The organism is Streptomyces turgidiscabies Car8 (assembly GCF_000331005.1).
GTDB lineage: Bacteria > Actinomycetota > Actinomycetes > Streptomycetales > Streptomycetaceae > Streptomyces > Streptomyces turgidiscabies.
The window spans coordinates 1-16,655 of the sequence record NZ_AEJB01000333.1 but is presented as its reverse complement, the minus strand read 5'-3'; the positions used below and the strand labels follow the sequence as shown (position 1 = coordinate 16,655).

The 16,655-nt window shown below is 64.9% G+C and carries 12 protein-coding genes and 3 rRNA genes; 13 read left to right on the top strand and 2 right to left on the bottom strand.

The window, feature by feature from the left end; translation table 11 throughout:
• Positions 1 to 38: 38 nt before the first annotated feature.
• On the top strand, positions 39 to 851 hold the full coding sequence (proC, locus tag STRTUCAR8_RS22530) for a pyrroline-5-carboxylate reductase (RefSeq protein ID WP_006378213.1): 813 nt from the start codon (positions 39 to 41) through the stop codon (positions 849 to 851).
• Between the two features lie 18 nt (positions 852 to 869).
• On the opposite strand, the gene trpS is transcribed toward proC, so the two are convergent.
• A complete protein-coding gene (gene trpS, locus STRTUCAR8_RS22525; RefSeq protein ID WP_044472678.1) occupies positions 870 to 1,907 on the bottom strand; it encodes a tryptophan--tRNA ligase in 1,038 nt (345 codons plus the stop codon).
• An 898-nt stretch (positions 1,908 to 2,805) separates the two neighbouring features.
• Here trpS and STRTUCAR8_RS22520 point away from each other — a divergent pair.
• The 7 genes from STRTUCAR8_RS22520 to STRTUCAR8_RS22490 all read left to right on the top strand — a co-directional run bounded on the left by STRTUCAR8_RS22520 (position 2,806) and on the right by STRTUCAR8_RS22490 (position 12,021).
• A 16S ribosomal RNA gene (locus STRTUCAR8_RS22520) occupies positions 2,806 to 4,332 on the top strand.
• Between the two features lie 316 nt (positions 4,333 to 4,648).
• Positions 4,649 to 7,772, top strand: a 23S ribosomal RNA gene (locus tag STRTUCAR8_RS22515).
• A gap of 96 nt (positions 7,773 to 7,868) precedes the next feature.
• Positions 7,869 to 7,985 (top strand): 5S ribosomal RNA (gene rrf, locus STRTUCAR8_RS22510).
• Together the 16S, 23S and 5S rRNA genes form the textbook arrangement of a ribosomal RNA operon.
• 82 nt (positions 7,986 to 8,067) lie before the next feature.
• Positions 8,068 to 8,712 carry an HAD family hydrolase gene (locus tag STRTUCAR8_RS22505; RefSeq protein ID WP_006378214.1) on the top strand — a complete coding sequence of 215 codons (645 nt, stop codon included), beginning with the start codon at positions 8,068 to 8,070 and terminating at the stop codon, positions 8,710 to 8,712.
• Between the two features lie 101 nt (positions 8,713 to 8,813).
• Positions 8,814 to 9,569 carry a VC0807 family protein gene (locus tag STRTUCAR8_RS22500; protein ID WP_006378209.1) on the top strand — a complete coding sequence of 252 codons (756 nt, stop codon included), beginning with the start codon at positions 8,814 to 8,816 and terminating at the stop codon, positions 9,567 to 9,569.
• Positions 9,570 to 9,641: 72 nt separating this feature from the next.
• Positions 9,642 to 10,895: an MFS transporter gene (locus STRTUCAR8_RS22495; RefSeq protein WP_006378215.1), complete on the top strand. Its 1,254-nt coding sequence runs from the start codon at positions 9,642 to 9,644 to the stop codon at positions 10,893 to 10,895.
• Positions 10,846 to 12,021 (top strand): acetoin utilization protein AcuC, encoded by a 1,176-nt coding sequence (locus tag STRTUCAR8_RS22490; protein WP_006378217.1) that lies wholly within the window; start codon positions 10,846 to 10,848, stop codon positions 12,019 to 12,021. The genes STRTUCAR8_RS22495 and STRTUCAR8_RS22490 overlap by 50 nt, the downstream gene beginning before the upstream one ends.
• Positions 12,022 to 12,048: 27 nt before the next feature.
• Here STRTUCAR8_RS22490 and STRTUCAR8_RS22485 read toward each other — a convergent pair whose 3' ends face one another.
• Entirely contained in the window at positions 12,049 to 12,495 is a 447-nt protein-coding gene (locus STRTUCAR8_RS22485; protein ID WP_006378208.1) for a hypothetical protein, read from the bottom strand.
• 246 nt (positions 12,496 to 12,741) lie between these two features.
• On the opposite strand from STRTUCAR8_RS22485, the gene STRTUCAR8_RS22480 reads away from it, so the two are divergent.
• The 5 genes from STRTUCAR8_RS22480 (at position 12,742) to STRTUCAR8_RS22465 (ending at position 16,648) form a co-directional block, all read left to right on the top strand.
• Positions 12,742 to 13,557: a phosphatase gene (locus tag STRTUCAR8_RS22480; protein ID WP_044472677.1), complete on the top strand. Its 816-nt coding sequence runs from the start codon at positions 12,742 to 12,744 to the stop codon at positions 13,555 to 13,557.
• 129 nt (positions 13,558 to 13,686) lie between these two features.
• Positions 13,687 to 13,899 (top strand): helix-turn-helix domain-containing protein, encoded by a 213-nt coding sequence (locus STRTUCAR8_RS22475; RefSeq protein ID WP_004984898.1) that lies wholly within the window; start codon positions 13,687 to 13,689, stop codon positions 13,897 to 13,899.
• Positions 13,900 to 14,081: 182 nt separating this feature from the next.
• Positions 14,082 to 14,180 (top strand): 30S ribosomal protein bS22, encoded by a 99-nt coding sequence (locus STRTUCAR8_RS49955; RefSeq protein ID WP_003948845.1) that lies wholly within the window; start codon positions 14,082 to 14,084, stop codon positions 14,178 to 14,180.
• A gap of 263 nt (positions 14,181 to 14,443) precedes the next feature.
• Complete coding sequence (locus STRTUCAR8_RS22470; protein WP_006378216.1) at positions 14,444 to 15,505, top strand: NAD-dependent epimerase/dehydratase family protein; 1,062 nt, start codon at positions 14,444 to 14,446, stop codon at positions 15,503 to 15,505.
• A gap of 48 nt (positions 15,506 to 15,553) precedes the next feature.
• Positions 15,554 to 16,648: a lysophospholipid acyltransferase family protein gene (locus STRTUCAR8_RS22465; protein WP_006378210.1), complete on the top strand. Its 1,095-nt coding sequence runs from the start codon at positions 15,554 to 15,556 to the stop codon at positions 16,646 to 16,648.
• The last annotated feature ends 7 nt before the right edge of the window (positions 16,649 to 16,655 follow it).

Below are 16,655 nucleotides of genomic sequence, written 5' to 3'. Positions count from 1 at the left end.
ACCCCGGACGACGACGCACCCCCCGGAGGCCCCGCACCATGACCCAGAAAGTCGCAGTCCTCGGCACCGGAAAAATCGGCGAAGCCCTGCTCAGCGGAATGATCCGAGCCGGTTGGGCCCCCGCCGACCTGCTGGTCACCGCCCGCCGCCCGGAACGAGCCGAAGAACTCCGCACCCGCTACGGAGTGACCCCGGTCACCAACCCGGAGGCGGCGAAGACCGCCGACACCCTGATCCTCACGGTGAAACCGCAGGACATGGGCACCCTCCTCGACGAACTGGCCCCGCACGTCCCCAACGACCGCCTGGTCATCAGCGGCGCCGCCGGCATCCCGACCTCCTTCTTCGAGGCCCGGCTCACCACCGGCACCCCGGTCGTCCGCGTCATGACGAACACCCCGGCCCTCGTCGACGAGGCCATGTCGGTCATCTCCGCCGGCAGCCACGCCACCGCCGACCACCTCGCCCACACCGAGGAGATCTTCGGCGCCGTCGGCAAGACGCTCCGCGTCCCCGAGTCCCAGCAGGACGCGTGCACCGCGCTCTCCGGCTCCGGCCCGGCGTACTTCTTCTACCTGGTCGAAGCCATGACGGACGCCGGCATCCTCCTCGGCCTGCCCCGCGACAAGGCCCACGACCTGATCGTCCAGTCCGCGATCGGCGCCGCCGTGATGCTCCGCGACAGCGGCGAACACCCCGTGAAGCTCCGCGAGAACGTCACGTCTCCCGCGGGCACCACGATCAGCGCCATCCGCGAACTCGAGAACCACGGTGTACGAGCCGCCCTCATCGCCGCACTCGAAGCCGCCCGCGACCGCAGCCGAGCCCTGGCCTCCGGCAACACCAGCTGAAGCCGGCCGCCACCACGCCTACCGGGCCGTGTCCACCACGGCCTCGGCCCGGGACTCGGAAGCCGCCGGCAGCAGCCCGATCGCCCGACAGGCGGCATCAACGGTCGGCCGGGCCATCGCCCGAGCTCTTTCCGCCCCCTCCCGGAGCACCCCCTCCACAAACCCAGGATCCGCGCACAACTCCCTGTGCCTGCCCTGCACGGGCCTGAGCACCTCGACCACGGCCTCCGCGGTGTCCCTCTTCAAATCCCCGTACGACTCGTAAGCACCGCTCAGCTCCGCCGGTTCCCCACCCGTACAAGCCGCCAGAATCTCCAGCAGATTCGCGACACCGGGCCGCCCCTCCGGGTCGTACTCGACATCCCGCCCACTGTCGGTCACGGCCCGCATGACCTTCTTCCGCACCACCTCGGGCTCATCGAGCAGATAGACGATCCCCGGCCCGACGTCCTCGCTCTTCCCCATCTTCGACGTCGGCTCCTGCAGGTTCATGACCCGCGCACCCACCGCCGGATGCGTGGCCCGAGGCACCACGAACGTGTGCCCGTACCGCTGGTTGAACCGCACCGCCAGATCCCGGGTCAGCTCGACGTGCTGTGTCTGATCGTCCCCGACCGGCACCTCGTCGGCGCCGTACGCCAGGATGTCGGCCGCCATCAGCACGGGATACGTCAGCAGCGACAGCCGCACACTCCCACCCCGAGCCCGCTCCCGTGCCGCCTTCTCCCTGTACTGGATCATCCGCCGCATCTCTCCGTCGGAGGCGACGCACTCCAGCACGTACGACAGCCGCGTGTGCTCGTCGACATGACTCTGTACGAAGACGGTGCACAGCTCAGGATCGAGCCCAGACGCCAGCAGCAGCGTGGCCGCCTGCCTGCTGAGCCGGCGCACGCGCGCGGGATCGTGGTCCACGGTCAGCGCGTGCAGATCGACGACGCAGAACAGGGAGTCCGCCCGGTGCTGGTCCACGGCGGCCCACCGCCGCATGGCCCCCAGGTAGTTCCCCAGCGTCAGATGTCCGGTCGGCTTGATCCCGCTGAAGACCCGTGTCATCTCTTCTCCACCTCCTGGTCGAGACCACCGCACCCGGCCGGCCGACCCCCTCAGGAGGGAGAAACAAGAACGGCCGCCGAGGCGGCGGCCGTTGAGTACATACGTGTGTACGGCCGCCGTCAGGCGGCCCACCACTGCTGGGTGCACGTATGCGTAGTCACGTGCACGAGGCTACGCCGCCGGGACCTCTGCCGACACAGAGTTGACACACTCCAGGCCCGTACGTAGTGTTCTCCGAGTTGTTCGACGTGAGCGCCGACCCCGGTCGGTCCCCGGACAGCCATTCCGCAGGTACCCAGCAACGGTCGACGACCTGTCGTCGCGCCGGTGGCATGTCATTGGCGTGCGTATTTGTGAAATGAGGAATCCGCGTTCGAAAGGGCGCACCCCCCGATTGGCTCGGGAGGCAGGGAATCCGCTAAAGTCTCACTCGTCGGAACGGCCCAACAGCCGTGAGGACAAGCCCCACTGACTGGGAATCAGGCCCGAAAGGATCTGATAGAGTCGGAGTCGCCGGAAAGGGAAACGCGAAAGCGAAAACCTGGAAAGCGCCGAGGAAATCGGATACGGAAACGGTCTGATAGAGTCGGAAACGCAAGACGGCAAGACGCAGGACAAGCTAAACAGTAGGACCGAAGGGAAACTGCCCGGAGGAAAGCCTGAGAGAGTTTCTCGGGTGAGTACGAAGGAAGCGTCCGTTCCTTGAGAACTCAACAGCGTGCCAAAAATCAACGCCAGATTTGTTGATACCCCGTTCTCGGCCATTCGGTCGGGGCGAGGTTCCTTTGAAGTAACACAAACACAGCGAGGACGCTGTGAACGGTCGGGCTTATTCCGCTTGACTGTTCCGCTCTCGTGTGTGTGCACCGGCTGTATTAATTTACTGGCCGAGTAAACATTCACGGAGAGTTTGATCCTGGCTCAGGACGAACGCTGGCGGCGTGCTTAACACATGCAAGTCGAACGATGAAGCCTTTCGGGGTGGATTAGTGGCGAACGGGTGAGTAACACGTGGGCAATCTGCCCTGCACTCTGGGACAAGCCCTGGAAACGGGGTCTAATACCGGATAATACCTTCCCTCGCATGGGGGTGGGTTCAAAGCTCCGGCGGTGCAGGATGAGCCCGCGGCCTATCAGCTTGTTGGTGAGGTAGTGGCTCACCAAGGCGACGACGGGTAGCCGGCCTGAGAGGGCGACCGGCCACACTGGGACTGAGACACGGCCCAGACTCCTACGGGAGGCAGCAGTGGGGAATATTGCACAATGGGCGAAAGCCTGATGCAGCGACGCCGCGTGAGGGATGACGGCCTTCGGGTTGTAAACCTCTTTCAGCAGGGAAGAAGCGAAAGTGACGGTACCTGCAGAAGAAGCGCCGGCTAACTACGTGCCAGCAGCCGCGGTAATACGTAGGGCGCAAGCGTTGTCCGGAATTATTGGGCGTAAAGAGCTCGTAGGCGGTCTGTCGCGTCGGATGTGAAAGCCCGGGGCTTAACCCCGGGTCTGCATTCGATACGGGCAGACTAGAGTGTGGTAGGGGAGATCGGAATTCCTGGTGTAGCGGTGAAATGCGCAGATATCAGGAGGAACACCGGTGGCGAAGGCGGATCTCTGGGCCATTACTGACGCTGAGGAGCGAAAGCGTGGGGAGCGAACAGGATTAGATACCCTGGTAGTCCACGCCGTAAACGGTGGGAACTAGGTGTTGGCGACATTCCACGTCGTCGGTGCCGCAGCTAACGCATTAAGTTCCCCGCCTGGGGAGTACGGCCGCAAGGCTAAAACTCAAAGGAATTGACGGGGGCCCGCACAAGCAGCGGAGCATGTGGCTTAATTCGACGCAACGCGAAGAACCTTACCAAGGCTTGACATACACCGGAAACATCCAGAGATGGGTGCCCCCTTGTGGTCGGTGTACAGGTGGTGCATGGCTGTCGTCAGCTCGTGTCGTGAGATGTTGGGTTAAGTCCCGCAACGAGCGCAACCCTTGTTCTGTGTTGCCAGCATGCCCTTCGGGGTGATGGGGACTCACAGGAGACTGCCGGGGTCAACTCGGAGGAAGGTGGGGACGACGTCAAGTCATCATGCCCCTTATGTCTTGGGCTGCACACGTGCTACAATGGCCGGTACAATGAGCTGCGATGCCGTGAGGCGGAGCGAATCTCAAAAAGCCGGTCTCAGTTCGGATTGGGGTCTGCAACTCGACCCCATGAAGTCGGAGTTGCTAGTAATCGCAGATCAGCATTGCTGCGGTGAATACGTTCCCGGGCCTTGTACACACCGCCCGTCACGTCACGAAAGTCGGTAACACCCGAAGCCGGTGGCCCAACCCCTCACGGGGAGGGAGCTGTCGAAGGTGGGACTGGCGATTGGGACGAAGTCGTAACAAGGTAGCCGTACCGGAAGGTGCGGCTGGATCACCTCCTTTCTAAGGAGCATCTAGGCCGCCAGACATTGTCTGGTGGTCCAGGGCCATTACGTCGGCATACGTTCGACGGTGGTTGCTCATGGGTGGAACGTTGATTATTCGGCACTCTTGATCGTCTTCTCCTTCCAGTACTGTCCTTCGGGGCGTGGAACGATGAGGGAAGCGGTGAAGGGTGTCGGGCACGCTGTTGGGTGTCTGAGGGTATGGCCGTGAGGTTGTGTCTTCAGTGCCGGCCCCAGTGAACTCGCCCTGTAGGGGTGGGGTGGTGGGTGGTTGGTCGTTGTTTGAGAACTGCACAGTGGACGCGAGCATCTGTGGCCAAGTTTTTAAGGGCGCACGGTGGATGCCTTGGCACCAGGAACCGATGAAGGACGTGGGAGGCCACGATAGTCCCCGGGGAGTCGTCAACCAGGCTTTGATCCGGGGGTTTCCGAATGGGGAAACCCGGCAGTCGTCATGGGCTGTCACCCACATCTGAACACATAGGGTGTGTGGAGGGAACGCGGGGAAGTGAAACATCTCAGTACCCGCAGGAAGAGAAAACAACCGTGATTCCGGGAGTAGTGGCGAGCGAAACCGGATGAGGCCAAACCGTATACGTGTGAGACCCGGCAGGGGTTGCGTATGCGGGGTTGTGGGATCTCTCTTTCACAGTCTGCCGGCTGTGAGGCGAGTCAGAAACCGTTGATGTAGGCGAAGGACATGCGAAAGGTCCGGCGTAGAGGGTAAGACCCCCGTAGTCGAAACATCAACGGCTCGTTTGAGAGACACCCAAGTAGCACGGGGCCCGAGAAATCCCGTGTGAATCTGGCGGGACCACCCGTTAAGCCTAAATATTCCCTGGTGACCGATAGCGGATAGTACCGTGAGGGAATGGTGAAAAGTACCGCGGGAGCGGAGTGAAATAGTACCTGAAACCGTGTGCCTACAAGCCGTGGGAGCGTCGCTCATCAAGCTTTGCTTGGTGGGTCGTGACTGCGTGCCTTTTGAAGAATGAGCCTGCGAGTTTGCGGTGTGTTGCGAGGTTAACCCGTGTGGGGAAGCCGTAGCGAAAGCGAGTCCGAATAGGGCGATTCAGTAGCGCGCTCAAGACCCGAAGCGGAGTGATCTAGCCATGGGCAGGTTGAAGCGGAGGTAAGACTTCGTGGAGGACCGAACCCACCAGGGTTGAAAACCTGGGGGATGACCTGTGGTTAGGGGTGAAAGGCCAATCAAACTCCGTGATAGCTGGTTCTCCCCGAAATGCATTTAGGTGCAGCGTCGTGTGTTTCTTGCCGGAGGTAGAGCACTGGATAGGCGATGGGCCCTACCGGGTTACTGACCTTAGCCAAACTCCGAATGCCGGTAAGTGAGAGCACGGCAGTGAGACTGTGGGGGATAAGCTCCATGGTCGAGAGGGAAACAGCCCAGAGCATCGACTAAGGCCCCTAAGCGTACGCTAAGTGGGAAAGGATGTGGAGTCGCACAGACAACCAGGAGGTTGGCTTAGAAGCAGCCACCCTTGAAAGAGTGCGTAATAGCTCACTGGTCTAGTGATTCCGCGCCGACAATGTAGCGGGGCTCAAGCGTACCGCCGAAGTCGTGTCATTCACACAATAGGGCCAACGCCTGTGTGGATGGGTAGGGGAGCGTCGTGTGCCGGGTGAAGCTGCAGCGGAAGCTAGTGGTGGACGGTTCACGAGTGAGAATGCAGGCATGAGTAGCGATACACACGTGGGAAACGTGTGCGCCGATTGACTAAGGGTTCCTGGGTCAAGCTGATCTGCCCAGGGTAAGTCGGGACCTAAGGCGAGGCCGACAGGCGTAGTCGATGGATAACCGGTTGATATTCCGGTACCCGCTGTGAAGCGTCAAACATTGAACCAGGCGATGCTAAGTCCGTGAAGCCGCCCCGGAGCCTTCGGGCAAGGGGGAGTGGTGGAGCCGACGGACCAGACCTGCAGTAGGTGAGTGATGGGGTGACGCAGGAAGGTAGTCCATCCCGGGCGGTGGTTGTCCCGGGGTAAGGGTGTAGGACGAATGGTAGGCAAATCCGCCATTCACATAGTCTGAGACCCGATGCCGAGCCGATTGTGGTGAAGTGGATGATCCTATGCTGTCGAGAAAAGCCTCTAGCGAGTTTCATGGCGGCCCGTACCCTAAACCGACTCAGGTGGTCAGGTAGAGAATACCGAGGCGTTCGGGTGAACTATGGTTAAGGAACTCGGCAAAATGCCCCCGTAACTTCGGGAGAAGGGGGGCCATCACTGGTGAGGAGATTTACTCTCCGAGCTGGGGGTGGCCGCAGAGACCAGCGAGAAGCGACTGTTTACTAAAAACACAGGTCCGTGCGAAGCCGTAAGGCGATGTATACGGACTGACGCCTGCCCGGTGCTGGAACGTTAAGGGGACCGGTTAGTCAAGATTCGTCTTGGCGAAGCTGAGAACTTAAGCGCCAGTAAACGGCGGTGGTAACTATAACCATCCTAAGGTAGCGAAATTCCTTGTCGGGTAAGTTCCGACCTGCACGAATGGCGTAACGACTTCTCGACTGTCTCAACCATAGGCCCGGTGAAATTGCACTACGAGTAAAGATGCTCGTTTCGCGCAGCAGGACGGAAAGACCCCGGGACCTTTACTATAGTTTGATATTGGTGTTCGGTTCGGCTTGTGTAGGATAGCTGGGAGACTGTGAAGTGGGCACGCCAGTGTCTGTGGAGTCGTCGTTGAAATACCAGTCTGGTCGTGCTGGATGTCTAACCTGGGTCCGTGATCCGGATCAGGGACAGTGTCTGATGGGTAGTTTAACTGGGGCGGTTGCCTCCTAAAGAGTAACGGAGGCGCCCAAAGGTTCCCTCAGCCTGGTTGGCAATCAGGTGTTGAGTGTAAGTGCACAAGGGAGCTTGACTGTGAGACCGACGGGTCGAGCAGGGACGAAAGTCGGGACTAGTGATCCGGCGGTGGCTTGTGGAAGCGCCGTCGCTCAACGGATAAAAGGTACCCCGGGGATAACAGGCTGATCTTCCCCAAGAGTCCATATCGACGGGATGGTTTGGCACCTCGATGTCGGCTCGTCGCATCCTGGGGCTGGAGTCGGTCCCAAGGGTTGGGCTGTTCGCCCATTAAAGCGGTACGCGAGCTGGGTTTAGAACGTCGTGAGACAGTTCGGTCCCTATCCGCTGCGCGCGCAGGAACATTGAGAAGGGCTGTCCCTAGTACGAGAGGACCGGGACGGACGAACCTCTGGTGTGCCAGTTGTCCTGCCAAGGGCATGGCTGGTTGGCTACGTTCGGGAGGGATAACCGCTGAAAGCATCTAAGCGGGAAGCCTGCTTCGAGATGAGTGTTCCCACCCACTAGATGGGGTAAGGCTCCCAGTAGACGACTGGGTTGATAGGCCAGATCTGGAAGCCCGGTAACGGGTGGAGGTGACTGGTACTAATAGGCCGAGGGCTTGTCCTCAGTTGCTCGCGTCCACTGTGTTGGTTCTGAAACCACGAACAACCCCATTGCCCATGGTCACGGGTAGTGGTGCGGTTGATATGTGTTTCACCGTGTTTCGGTGGTCATAGCGTGAGGGAAACGCCCGGTTACATTCCGAACCCGGAAGCTAAGCCTCACAGCGCCGATGGTACTGCAGGGGGGACCCTGTGGGAGAGTAGGACACCGCCGAACAATCATTGCGAAAAGCCCCGTACCGGGATACCGGTCCGGGGCTTTTCTGCGTTTCCGGTCGTTCAGCATTTAGGGTCCAGTTATGCGCTATGACCTTGTCATCTTCGACAACGACGGTGTTCTCGTCGACAGTGAGGCGATCTCCAACACGCTTCTGGCCGCCTATCTCACCGAGCTCGGGCATCCGACCTCGTACGAGGACTCCCTGCGCGACTACATGGGCTCGGCCATGCACCGCGTACACGATCTGGTGGAAGAGCGCAGCGGGCGGCGGTTGCCGGACGACTTCGATGACGTATTTCACAGTCGGGTGTTCGGCGCCTTCGAGCGGGAGCTGCAGCCGGTGGCCGGCGTGGTCGACGTACTGGAGAAGTTGGCGGCCGACGGAGTGCCGTACTGCGTGGCTTCCTCCGGTAGCCATGAGCGGATTCGGGTGGGGCATCGGACCACCGGGCTCGATCGGTGGTTCGACGCGAGGAGGGTTTTCAGTGCGGAGGACGTGGGGCGGGGCAAGCCGGCGCCCGATCTGTTCCTTCATGCGGCGGAACGCATGGGGGTGGCGGCTGACCGGTGTGTGGTCGTGGAGGACAGTCCGCTGGGGGTGCGGGCCGCTGTGGCGGCCGGGATGGACGTGCTCGGGTTCACCGCCATGACTCCTGCCGAGCGGCTGGTCGGGGCCACTCAACTCTTCGGCAGCATGGGCGAGTTGGCTGACCTGCTGGTTTGAGGGCGGGCATGCGGTGGCGCTGACAATTGTCATGCCAGGGTCCGGACGTTCGTTTCTGTCGGCGGGGTGGGGGTGACCGCCAGGCTTGTGGCATGACAACAGTGACGACGAACTCGGCCTCCCTTCGACGGAGCCTTCTGCCGTTGGTCCTCGACGTGGCGGTGCCTGTCGGGTCGTACTACGTGTTCAAGAACGGCCTCGGGATGAGTGCCGTCGCCGCGCTCGGGTGGAGCAGCGCCGTCCCTGCGGTGCGGACCGGGTGGAGTGCGGTTCGGGGGCGGACGGTCAACGCGATGGCCGCGCTCATCCTCGTGGTCAATGTCGCGGGGGTGCTGCTCAGCTTTGTCACCGGGGACGCCCGGCTGATGCTCGTGAAGGACAGCGGGATCAGCAGTGTCATCGGCATCGGCGTGCTGGTGTCGGTCCGGCTGGGGCGGCCGATGATGACCGAGGGGATGAAGCCGTTCCTCCTCAGGGGGGATGCTGAGCGGATTGCCGCCTGGGAGCGCCTGGTCAGTGGGTCCCCGCGGTTCCAGCGGGCCGAGCGGACCTTCTCGCTGGTGTGGGGCGTGGTGCTGCTGGGCGAGTGCGTCGCGCGGATCGTGGGGGTCTACGTCCTCTCCGTCGACACCATGGTCTGGCTCGGCACCGTCGTGATGGTCGGGGCGATGGTGCTGGGCGTGCTCGTCGGTGGCGCGCTCGCCGTCGAGCCCATGAAGCTGATGCTTCGGGCGGAGGTCGCCCGGCAGCGCGAGAGCGGTAGTGACAGCACGGACACCGGTGTTCAGGCCGGTAGCGACACCAAGCGTGGTGGTTCGATGGCTCACCGTGTCCGGATGGACGTCGTTGCCGGTTGAGATCAAAGGTGAGCAGAATTCATCTTCCGATTCATCTACCCACGAGTAAGCCGGGGCCCTACGCTCGCCGCCATGACAGATGTGCTGCGGCGCGGTAGGGCCTCGCTGGCGTTCAGCTTTTTCGCTCAGGGCGCCGCCTTCGCGCTGCTCGTGACGCGGATCCCGGCCATCCAGGACCGGTACGGCATATCCGACGCGATGCTGCCGATCTTCCTGGCCGCCGTCCCCGTGCTGGCCGGGGTCGGCAGTGTGTGCGCCGAGCAGGTGGTGAAGCGGGTGCGCCCCAGCCTCGTACTGAGGTGGTCGCAGCCCGTCGTGCTCCTGGCGCTGCTCGCTGTCGGCGCCGGGGACCATGTCGCCGAGGTGGCTGTGGCGCTGGGGGCGTTCGGGCTGGCCGTCGGTGGGCTCGACGCCTCGATGAACATGCTCGGGGTGAGTCTGCAGCGGGCGTACGGGCGGAGCATCATGCTCGGGTTCCATGCGGCGTTCAGCCTGGGCGGGATCGTCGGGGCCTCGCTGGCCTGGGTCGGCGCGCACTGGCATCTCGCCCTCTTCGTCTCTTATCTGCCCGTCGTGGCCGTGCTGTTGCCGGCCGTGCTGATCGGAAGCCGGTGGTACGTCGACGCGCGGGACGGGGGCGCGAGCGGGGGAGAGGAGAAGTTCGACGCGGTGCCGGGTGACATCCCCGGGGCGGGGGCCGACTCGGGTGGCCTTGTCTTCAGGCTGCTGCTGCCGCTGTGTCTGGTGATGACGTTCGCCTACATCGGGGACTCGACGGTCTCCAACTGGAGTGCGAAGTATCTGCAGGACGTGCTCGGGAGTTCCGAGCAGCTCGCGACCGTTCCGTACAACGTCTACATGGTCACCACGCTCGTCGGGCGGGCCATCGGGGACGTCGGGGTGCGGAGGTTCGGGGCCGTGGCCGTCGTACGGGCGGGGGCCATGGTGGCGGCGCTCGGGTTCGGTGTCGTGGCCGTGGCGCCCGGGGCGTGGGTCGGGATGCTCGGATTCACGTTGCTGGGGCTCGGGTTGTGCGTGATCGTGCCGCAGACCTTCGCCGCCGCCGGGCGGCTGTTCCCCGGGGCCTCGGACGCGGCCGTGGCACGGCTCAACATCTTCAACTACGTCGGCTTCCTGATCGGTTCTCCCCTCGTGGGGGCTCTGGGTGATCTGTGGAGCTACCGCGGGGCGATGCTCGTGCCGATGGTGCTGGTCCTGGTGACGTTGAGGTACGCGGGGTCGTTCGATCCGCAACGAGCCGGATACGGTGACGGGCATGAGCGGCCGCGCACAGCTGATGTGGGACGAGGCAGTAACGGGCTATGACTTCGGCCCGGATCACCCGATGGATCCGGTCCGGCTCGCCCTGACCCGGCGCCTCGTCGATGCCTTCGGGCTCGACCGGGAAGTGGACGTGGTCTCGGCGAAGCCCGCCGGGGAGTCGACCCTGCGGCTTGTGCACCGTGAGGACTACATCGAGGCCGTCAAGGCGGCGTCCGCAGATCCGCGGTCGGCCGACACGGCGTACGGGCTGGGGACCGTCGACGATCCGGCCTTCGCCGGGATGCACGAGGTGTCCGCGCTGATCGCGGGGCAGTCGGTCGGGGCCGCCGAGGCGGTGTGGCGCGGAGAGGCTCTGCACGCCGTCAACTTCGCGGGCGGCCTGCATCACGCGATGCCGGGAGGCGCGTCAGGGTTCTGCATCTACAACGACGCCTCGCTGGCCATCGCCCGGCTGCTGGAGCTCGGGGCCGAGCGGGTCGCCTACGTGGATGTGGACGTGCATCACGGGGACGGGGTCCAGGCCGCGTTCTGGGAGGACCCGCGGGTGCTGACGATCTCGCTGCACGAGCATCCGCGCACGCTGTTCCCGCAGACCGGGTGGCCCGAGGAGACGGGGGCGGAGGGTCCCGCCGAGGGGAGTGCCGTCAACGTCGCGTTGCCGGCCGGGACCGGGGACGCCGGGTGGCTGCGGGCCTTTCACGCGGTCGTCCCCGAACTGATCGCCGACTTCCGGCCGCAGGTGCTTGTCACCCAGCACGGAGCCGACACCCACTTCGAGGACCCGCTCGCGCATCTCGCCGTGTCGTTGGACGCGCAGCGGGCGGTGCAGGTCGCCTGTCACGACCTCGCGCACGAGTACGCCGACGGGAAGTGGGTCGCCCTGGGCGGCGGCGGATACGCGGTGGTGGAGGTCGTACCGCGCTCCTGGACGCACCTGGTGGCGATCGCGGCGGGGCGGGCCGTCGAGCCGACGGCGGTGATTCCGGAGGGTTGGCGACAGGAAGTGTTCGCGCGTACGCGGCAGTTGGCGCCGGCGCGGATGACGGACGGGCGGTGGCCGGTGGCCTACGCCGACTGGGAGTCGGGGTACGACCCCGCCGACCGTCTCGACCAGGCGGTCGTGGCGGCTCGGCGGGCCGTGTTCCCGCTGCGTGGGCTGCTGGCCTAGGGCGCGGCCCGGTCGGGTCGCAGGCGATCAGGGGCAGTAACCGATCTCGCTGTTGTAGTAGATGTCGATCGAGCCGCTCCACTGCAGGCACGGGTCGTTGGCCGTGACGGAGTCCACGTAGACCGGTCCCGCGTACTCCTTGAAGGACCCGTAGTCCTTCGCGGGGGCGCCGGAGGTGGGCGCGGTGTCGAGGGTGACCTCCATGAACAGGCGGGTGCCCGGCTTGGTGCGGACCAGGACGGCGCAGTGCTTGTGGTCGGTACGGCTGTAGGTGACGTACAGCATGCCGATGTCGGTGGTCTGGGACGACTTCACGGGCAGCACGTTCTGCACGCGGTAGCCGGTGCCGCAGGCGCCGTTGTAGGCACCGGGTTCAGCCGCCGCCGAGGCCGGTGCGGTCGCGACGGCCGTGCCGGCGAGGCTGAGGGCGGCGAGCGCGGTGGCCGTGGCGGCCGTACGACGGGACAGCTTCATGGTGTTCCCCCTGTGGTGATGACTGGTCGGTGTGTGCGGGCCGCGGATGCCGGCGGTCGGTCGGCTGCTGCCGCACACGTGAGATGAGACCCGGGAGCGCGTAGGACAGTTGTGGCCGCTTTTGTCACGGTCCTGTCATCCGTGTAACAGGCCGCTCGGGGGCGGGGTTCGCGGCATTACGCCAACTGTGCGGTGTTTTCGGCGTTCTCGCCGTGCCGGGCGCCCGCGTCCGCCACGATCTCTCTCGTGTTGAGCGCCGGCGCCCTCCGCGCCCATCTCCTGGCCGCCCGTCTCGCCGGGCCCGTGGCCACCTCGCGGGAGGAGAGCCTGCGGAGCTATCGGCTGTTCGCCGCTCGTGATCCCCGGGCGCTGATCGGACTCGATCCCGAACGGACTTGGCGGCAACGGGATCTGATCGCTTTGATGGCTGACAGATGCGGGGTTTCGGCCGATCCGCAGTGCGTCTCCGGATGTGATGTGATCGATCCGGAACGGACACTCGTCGCCCTCGACGCCTTCGCCGAGCGACTCTCCGCAGTCGCTCGCCGCCGTGCTCCCGTACTCCTGGGCACCGGTCACCCGCACCGACTGCTCGATTTCTACGCCGCGTTGGCGGACGCTCTGTCGGCGGCGGGATGTGCTGTCCTCACCCCGGCGCAGGGTAGCTCTGTCGACATAACGACCCGGTTCGGTCTACGCACGTACAACCTCGACTACGTACGAGGGGTCGCCCTCGTACGGGAACCGCGTGCTGGGGCCGCCCGGCGTGAGCCCGGCGCGCACACGCACTCTCCGCTGCCGGTTCGGACCGCTCTGAGTGCCGCCGCCGAGGTTGGCGGAACGCTCCCGGAGCTGGTGATCGGGGACCATGGATGGGTCTGCGGCGCAGGTCAGTTGGGGTTCGAGGCCATCGGGCTGGCCGATACGGACGATCCCGCCCTCTTCGTCGGGGAGGCCGAGGGGCGCGTGTCCGTCGTCGTTCCACTTGATGATGCTGTGCGGTCCGATTACTACCGGCCGCTTACCCGCTACGTACTCAATCGAGCGTGTCTGTCACAGTAGGCCGCCGATGGGTGCACCTCTTCCCCACTCGCATCACCCGCCCCTACATTGGGGAGTGAGCACGCAACGACGAAGAGTCACCGGAAGGGGAAGCCGGTGACCGTCGAGTGCGGAAGGTTCAGGTGTGTCATGGCTGCAGCTGGCGAGAGGCCTCTGAACGAGGTTCAGTTCCTTACCGTGGCGGAAGTCGCCTCGGTGATGCGAGTGTCGAAGATGACCGTGTACCGGTTGGTGCACAGCGGTCATCTGCCCGCTATCCGGGTGGGGCGGTCCTTCCGTGTCCCCGAACAAGCGGTTCACGAGTACCTCCGCGAGAGCTATGTGGGGGTGGAGACAGCCTGACGGCGGTCGAGAGGGGGCGGACGGGGACCCTCAGGGCTTTAGCGGGTCCCTCTGATCTCATCTGATCACCTCGATTGCCCTCGATTACGACCTCAGCGCTCGGACGGGTAGGCTGGCCCCTTGTAGGTCGTATGGGCCCATGGCGCCCAACGCCGAGTGATGAGAAGTGAGCGAGGGTAGTCGTGGGCTCTGTTATCAAGAAGCGGCGCAAGCGGATGGCCAAGAAGAAGCACCGCAAGCTGCTGAAGCGCACGCGTGTTCAGCGTCGCAACAAGAAGTAGGTAGTCGGTCCGGTCGCGAGACCGGGACCGCTACCGCTCCTCGATGCCGCTGAGACGCGAGCGAGAGCGAGTGTGAAGGCTGTGGCCCCCCACCGGTATCGGTGGGGGGCCACGGTCGTGTTGGCCCGTATGCGCGCGTCCTCGTGACTTCGCGCATCGGGCGGTCATCACAGCGCAACAACAACCCGCTAGGTTGGGCTCCACACACGGGGAACACGGAAGCGAACGCGGACGGGAACGTTGCTGGAAGGAAGGCGCTGATCTTGGGCAAGGTCGTGCTCGTGACCGGAGTGGCCCGTCAGCTGGGGGGCCGGTTCGTCCGACGGATCCAGCGTGACCCCCAGGTGGACCGGGTCATCGGCGTGGACGCGGTTCCCCCCGAGCACCATCTGGGCGGTGCCGAATTCGTCCAGGCCGACATCCGGCAGCCCACCATCGCGCGGGTGCTCGCCGAGACGAACGCCGACACGGTCGTCCACCTGGACGTGACGGGCATCGCGCTGGGCAGTGGCAGCCGGGCCATGGTCAAGGAGACCAACGTCATCGGCACCATGCAGTTGCTGGGTGCCTGTCAGAAGTCGCCCACGGTGAAGCGGCTGGTCGTGAAGTCCAGTACGAACGTGTACGGGTCCGCGCCCCGTGATCCGGCGGTCTTCACCGAGAACACCCCGCCCAAGTCGCTGCCCAGCGGCGGCTTCGCCAAGGACGCGGTCGAGGTCGAGGGGTATGTGCGCGGGTTCGCCCGGCGGCGGCCCGACGTCGCGGTGGCGGTGCTGCGCTTCGCCAACATCCTGGGGCCGACCGCGGACTCGCCGCTCGCCCAGTACTTCGCGATGCCGGTCCTGCCGACCGTGTTCGGCTACGACCCGCGGCTCCAGTTCGTGCACGAGGACGACGTGATCGAGGTCCTGCGCATCGCCTCGCACGAGCCGGAGCGCGGAACGCTCAACAGCGGCACGTTCAACATCGCCGGCGACGGGGTCCTGCTGCTCTCGCAGTGCTCCCGGCGGCTCGGCCGTCCCACCGTGCCGCTGCTGCTGCCGGCGGTCAACTGGGCCGGCTCGCTGGTGCGTACGCTGGGTGTGACGGACTTCTCGCCCGAGCAGATCCGGCTGCTCACGCACGGCCGGGTCGTGGCGACGAACCAGATGCGCGAGACTCTGGGCTATCGGCCGAAGTTCACGACCGCCGGGACGTTCGAGGACTTCGCGCGTGTCCGTGGTCCGGGTCTGCTGCCGCCGGAGGCCCTCGCGGGGGTCGTCGACCGGATCGCCGCACTGCCGTTCGTCCCCTTCGCGGGCGGCGGCCGTACCCCGGCCACCTGACGGAGACAGCCCACCGACGCAGAGCGCCAACCGAGGAGCGCATCAACGATGGCGGATGCCAAGGTCATTCCGTTCGACGACGACAGGTCCCGCGCGGGCGCCGTCCCGCGGCCGTCGCGCCGCCGGAGCGGCGGGAGCGGCCGGCGCAACGGCGAACCGGCGGTGGTTCGCGAGGTCCAGCCCCTGCCGGGACGAGGCCGCCCGCAGGATGATGGCCAGGTGACACGAGAGCAACAGCCGCCCCAGGAGTCCCAGGACCAGCCGGGCCACCCGTCCCCGTCGCCCGCCCCGGACGGCGAGGACGGCGGCCTGGAGCGCCGGATCGCGGGCGGACTGGCCTTCCTGCGGCGCCGGCTCACCGGCGACTACGAGGTCGACGAGTTCGGCTACGACGCCGAACTCACCGACCAGGTCCTGATGTCGATGGTGCGCCCGCTGTACGAGAAGTACTTCCGGGTCGAGGTCAAGGGCATCGAGAACATCCCCGCCGAGGGTGGCGCCCTGATCGTCGCCAACCACTCCGGGACGCTGCCGCTGGACGGCCTGATGATGCAGGTCGGCGTGCACGACAACCATCCGGCGGGGCGCCATCTCCGGCTGCTCGCGGCGGACCTGGTCTTCATGCTGCCGGTGGTCAACGAACTGGCCCGCAAGGCCGGTCACACGCTGGCCTGCGCGGAGGACGCGGAACGGCTCCTGGAGCGCGGCGAACTGGTCGGTGTGATGCCGGAGGGCTTCAAGGGCATCGGCAAGCCGTTCAGCGAGCGGTACAAGCTGCAGCGCTTCGGGCGTGGCGGCTTCGTCTCGACGGCACTGCGGCAGGGCGCGCCGATCATCCCGTGCTCGATCGTCGGTGCGGAGGAGATCTACCCGATGATCGGCAACGCGAAGACGCTGGCCCGGGTGCTCGGCTTCCCGTACTTCCCGATCACTCCGACGTTCCCGTGGCTGGGTCCGCTGGGCGCGGTCCCGCTGCCCACGAAGTGGACGATCCAGTTCGGCGAGCCGATCCGTACGGACGGCTATCCGCCGGAGGCGGCCGAGGACCCGATGCTGATGTTCAACCTGACGGACCAGGTCAGGGAGCAGATCCAGCACACCCTCTACAAGCTGCTGGTGCAGCGCCGGTCGGTCTTCTTCTGACGCCGGT

Bases quoted from the DNA above. Each gene is read 5' to 3' on its own strand.
- STRTUCAR8_RS22505 (WP_006378214.1), top strand. From the start codon at position 8,068: ATGCGCTATGACCTTGTCATCTTCGACAACGACGGTGTTCTCGTCGAC.
- STRTUCAR8_RS22495 (WP_006378215.1), top strand. From the start codon at position 9,642: ATGACAGATGTGCTGCGGCGCGGTAGGGCCTCGCTGGCGTTCAGCTTT.
- STRTUCAR8_RS22485 (WP_006378208.1), bottom strand. From the start codon at position 12,495: ATGAAGCTGTCCCGTCGTACGGCCGCCACGGCCACCGCGCTCGCCGCC.
- trpS (WP_044472678.1), bottom strand. From the start codon at position 1,907: ATGACACGGGTCTTCAGCGGGATCAAGCCGACCGGACATCTGACGCTG.
- STRTUCAR8_RS22490 (WP_006378217.1), top strand. From the start codon at position 10,846: ATGAGCGGCCGCGCACAGCTGATGTGGGACGAGGCAGTAACGGGCTAT.
- proC (WP_006378213.1), top strand. From the start codon at position 39: ATGACCCAGAAAGTCGCAGTCCTCGGCACCGGAAAAATCGGCGAAGCC.
- STRTUCAR8_RS22475 (WP_004984898.1), top strand. From the start codon at position 13,687: ATGGCTGCAGCTGGCGAGAGGCCTCTGAACGAGGTTCAGTTCCTTACC.
- STRTUCAR8_RS22465 (WP_006378210.1), top strand. From the start codon at position 15,554: ATGGCGGATGCCAAGGTCATTCCGTTCGACGACGACAGGTCCCGCGCG.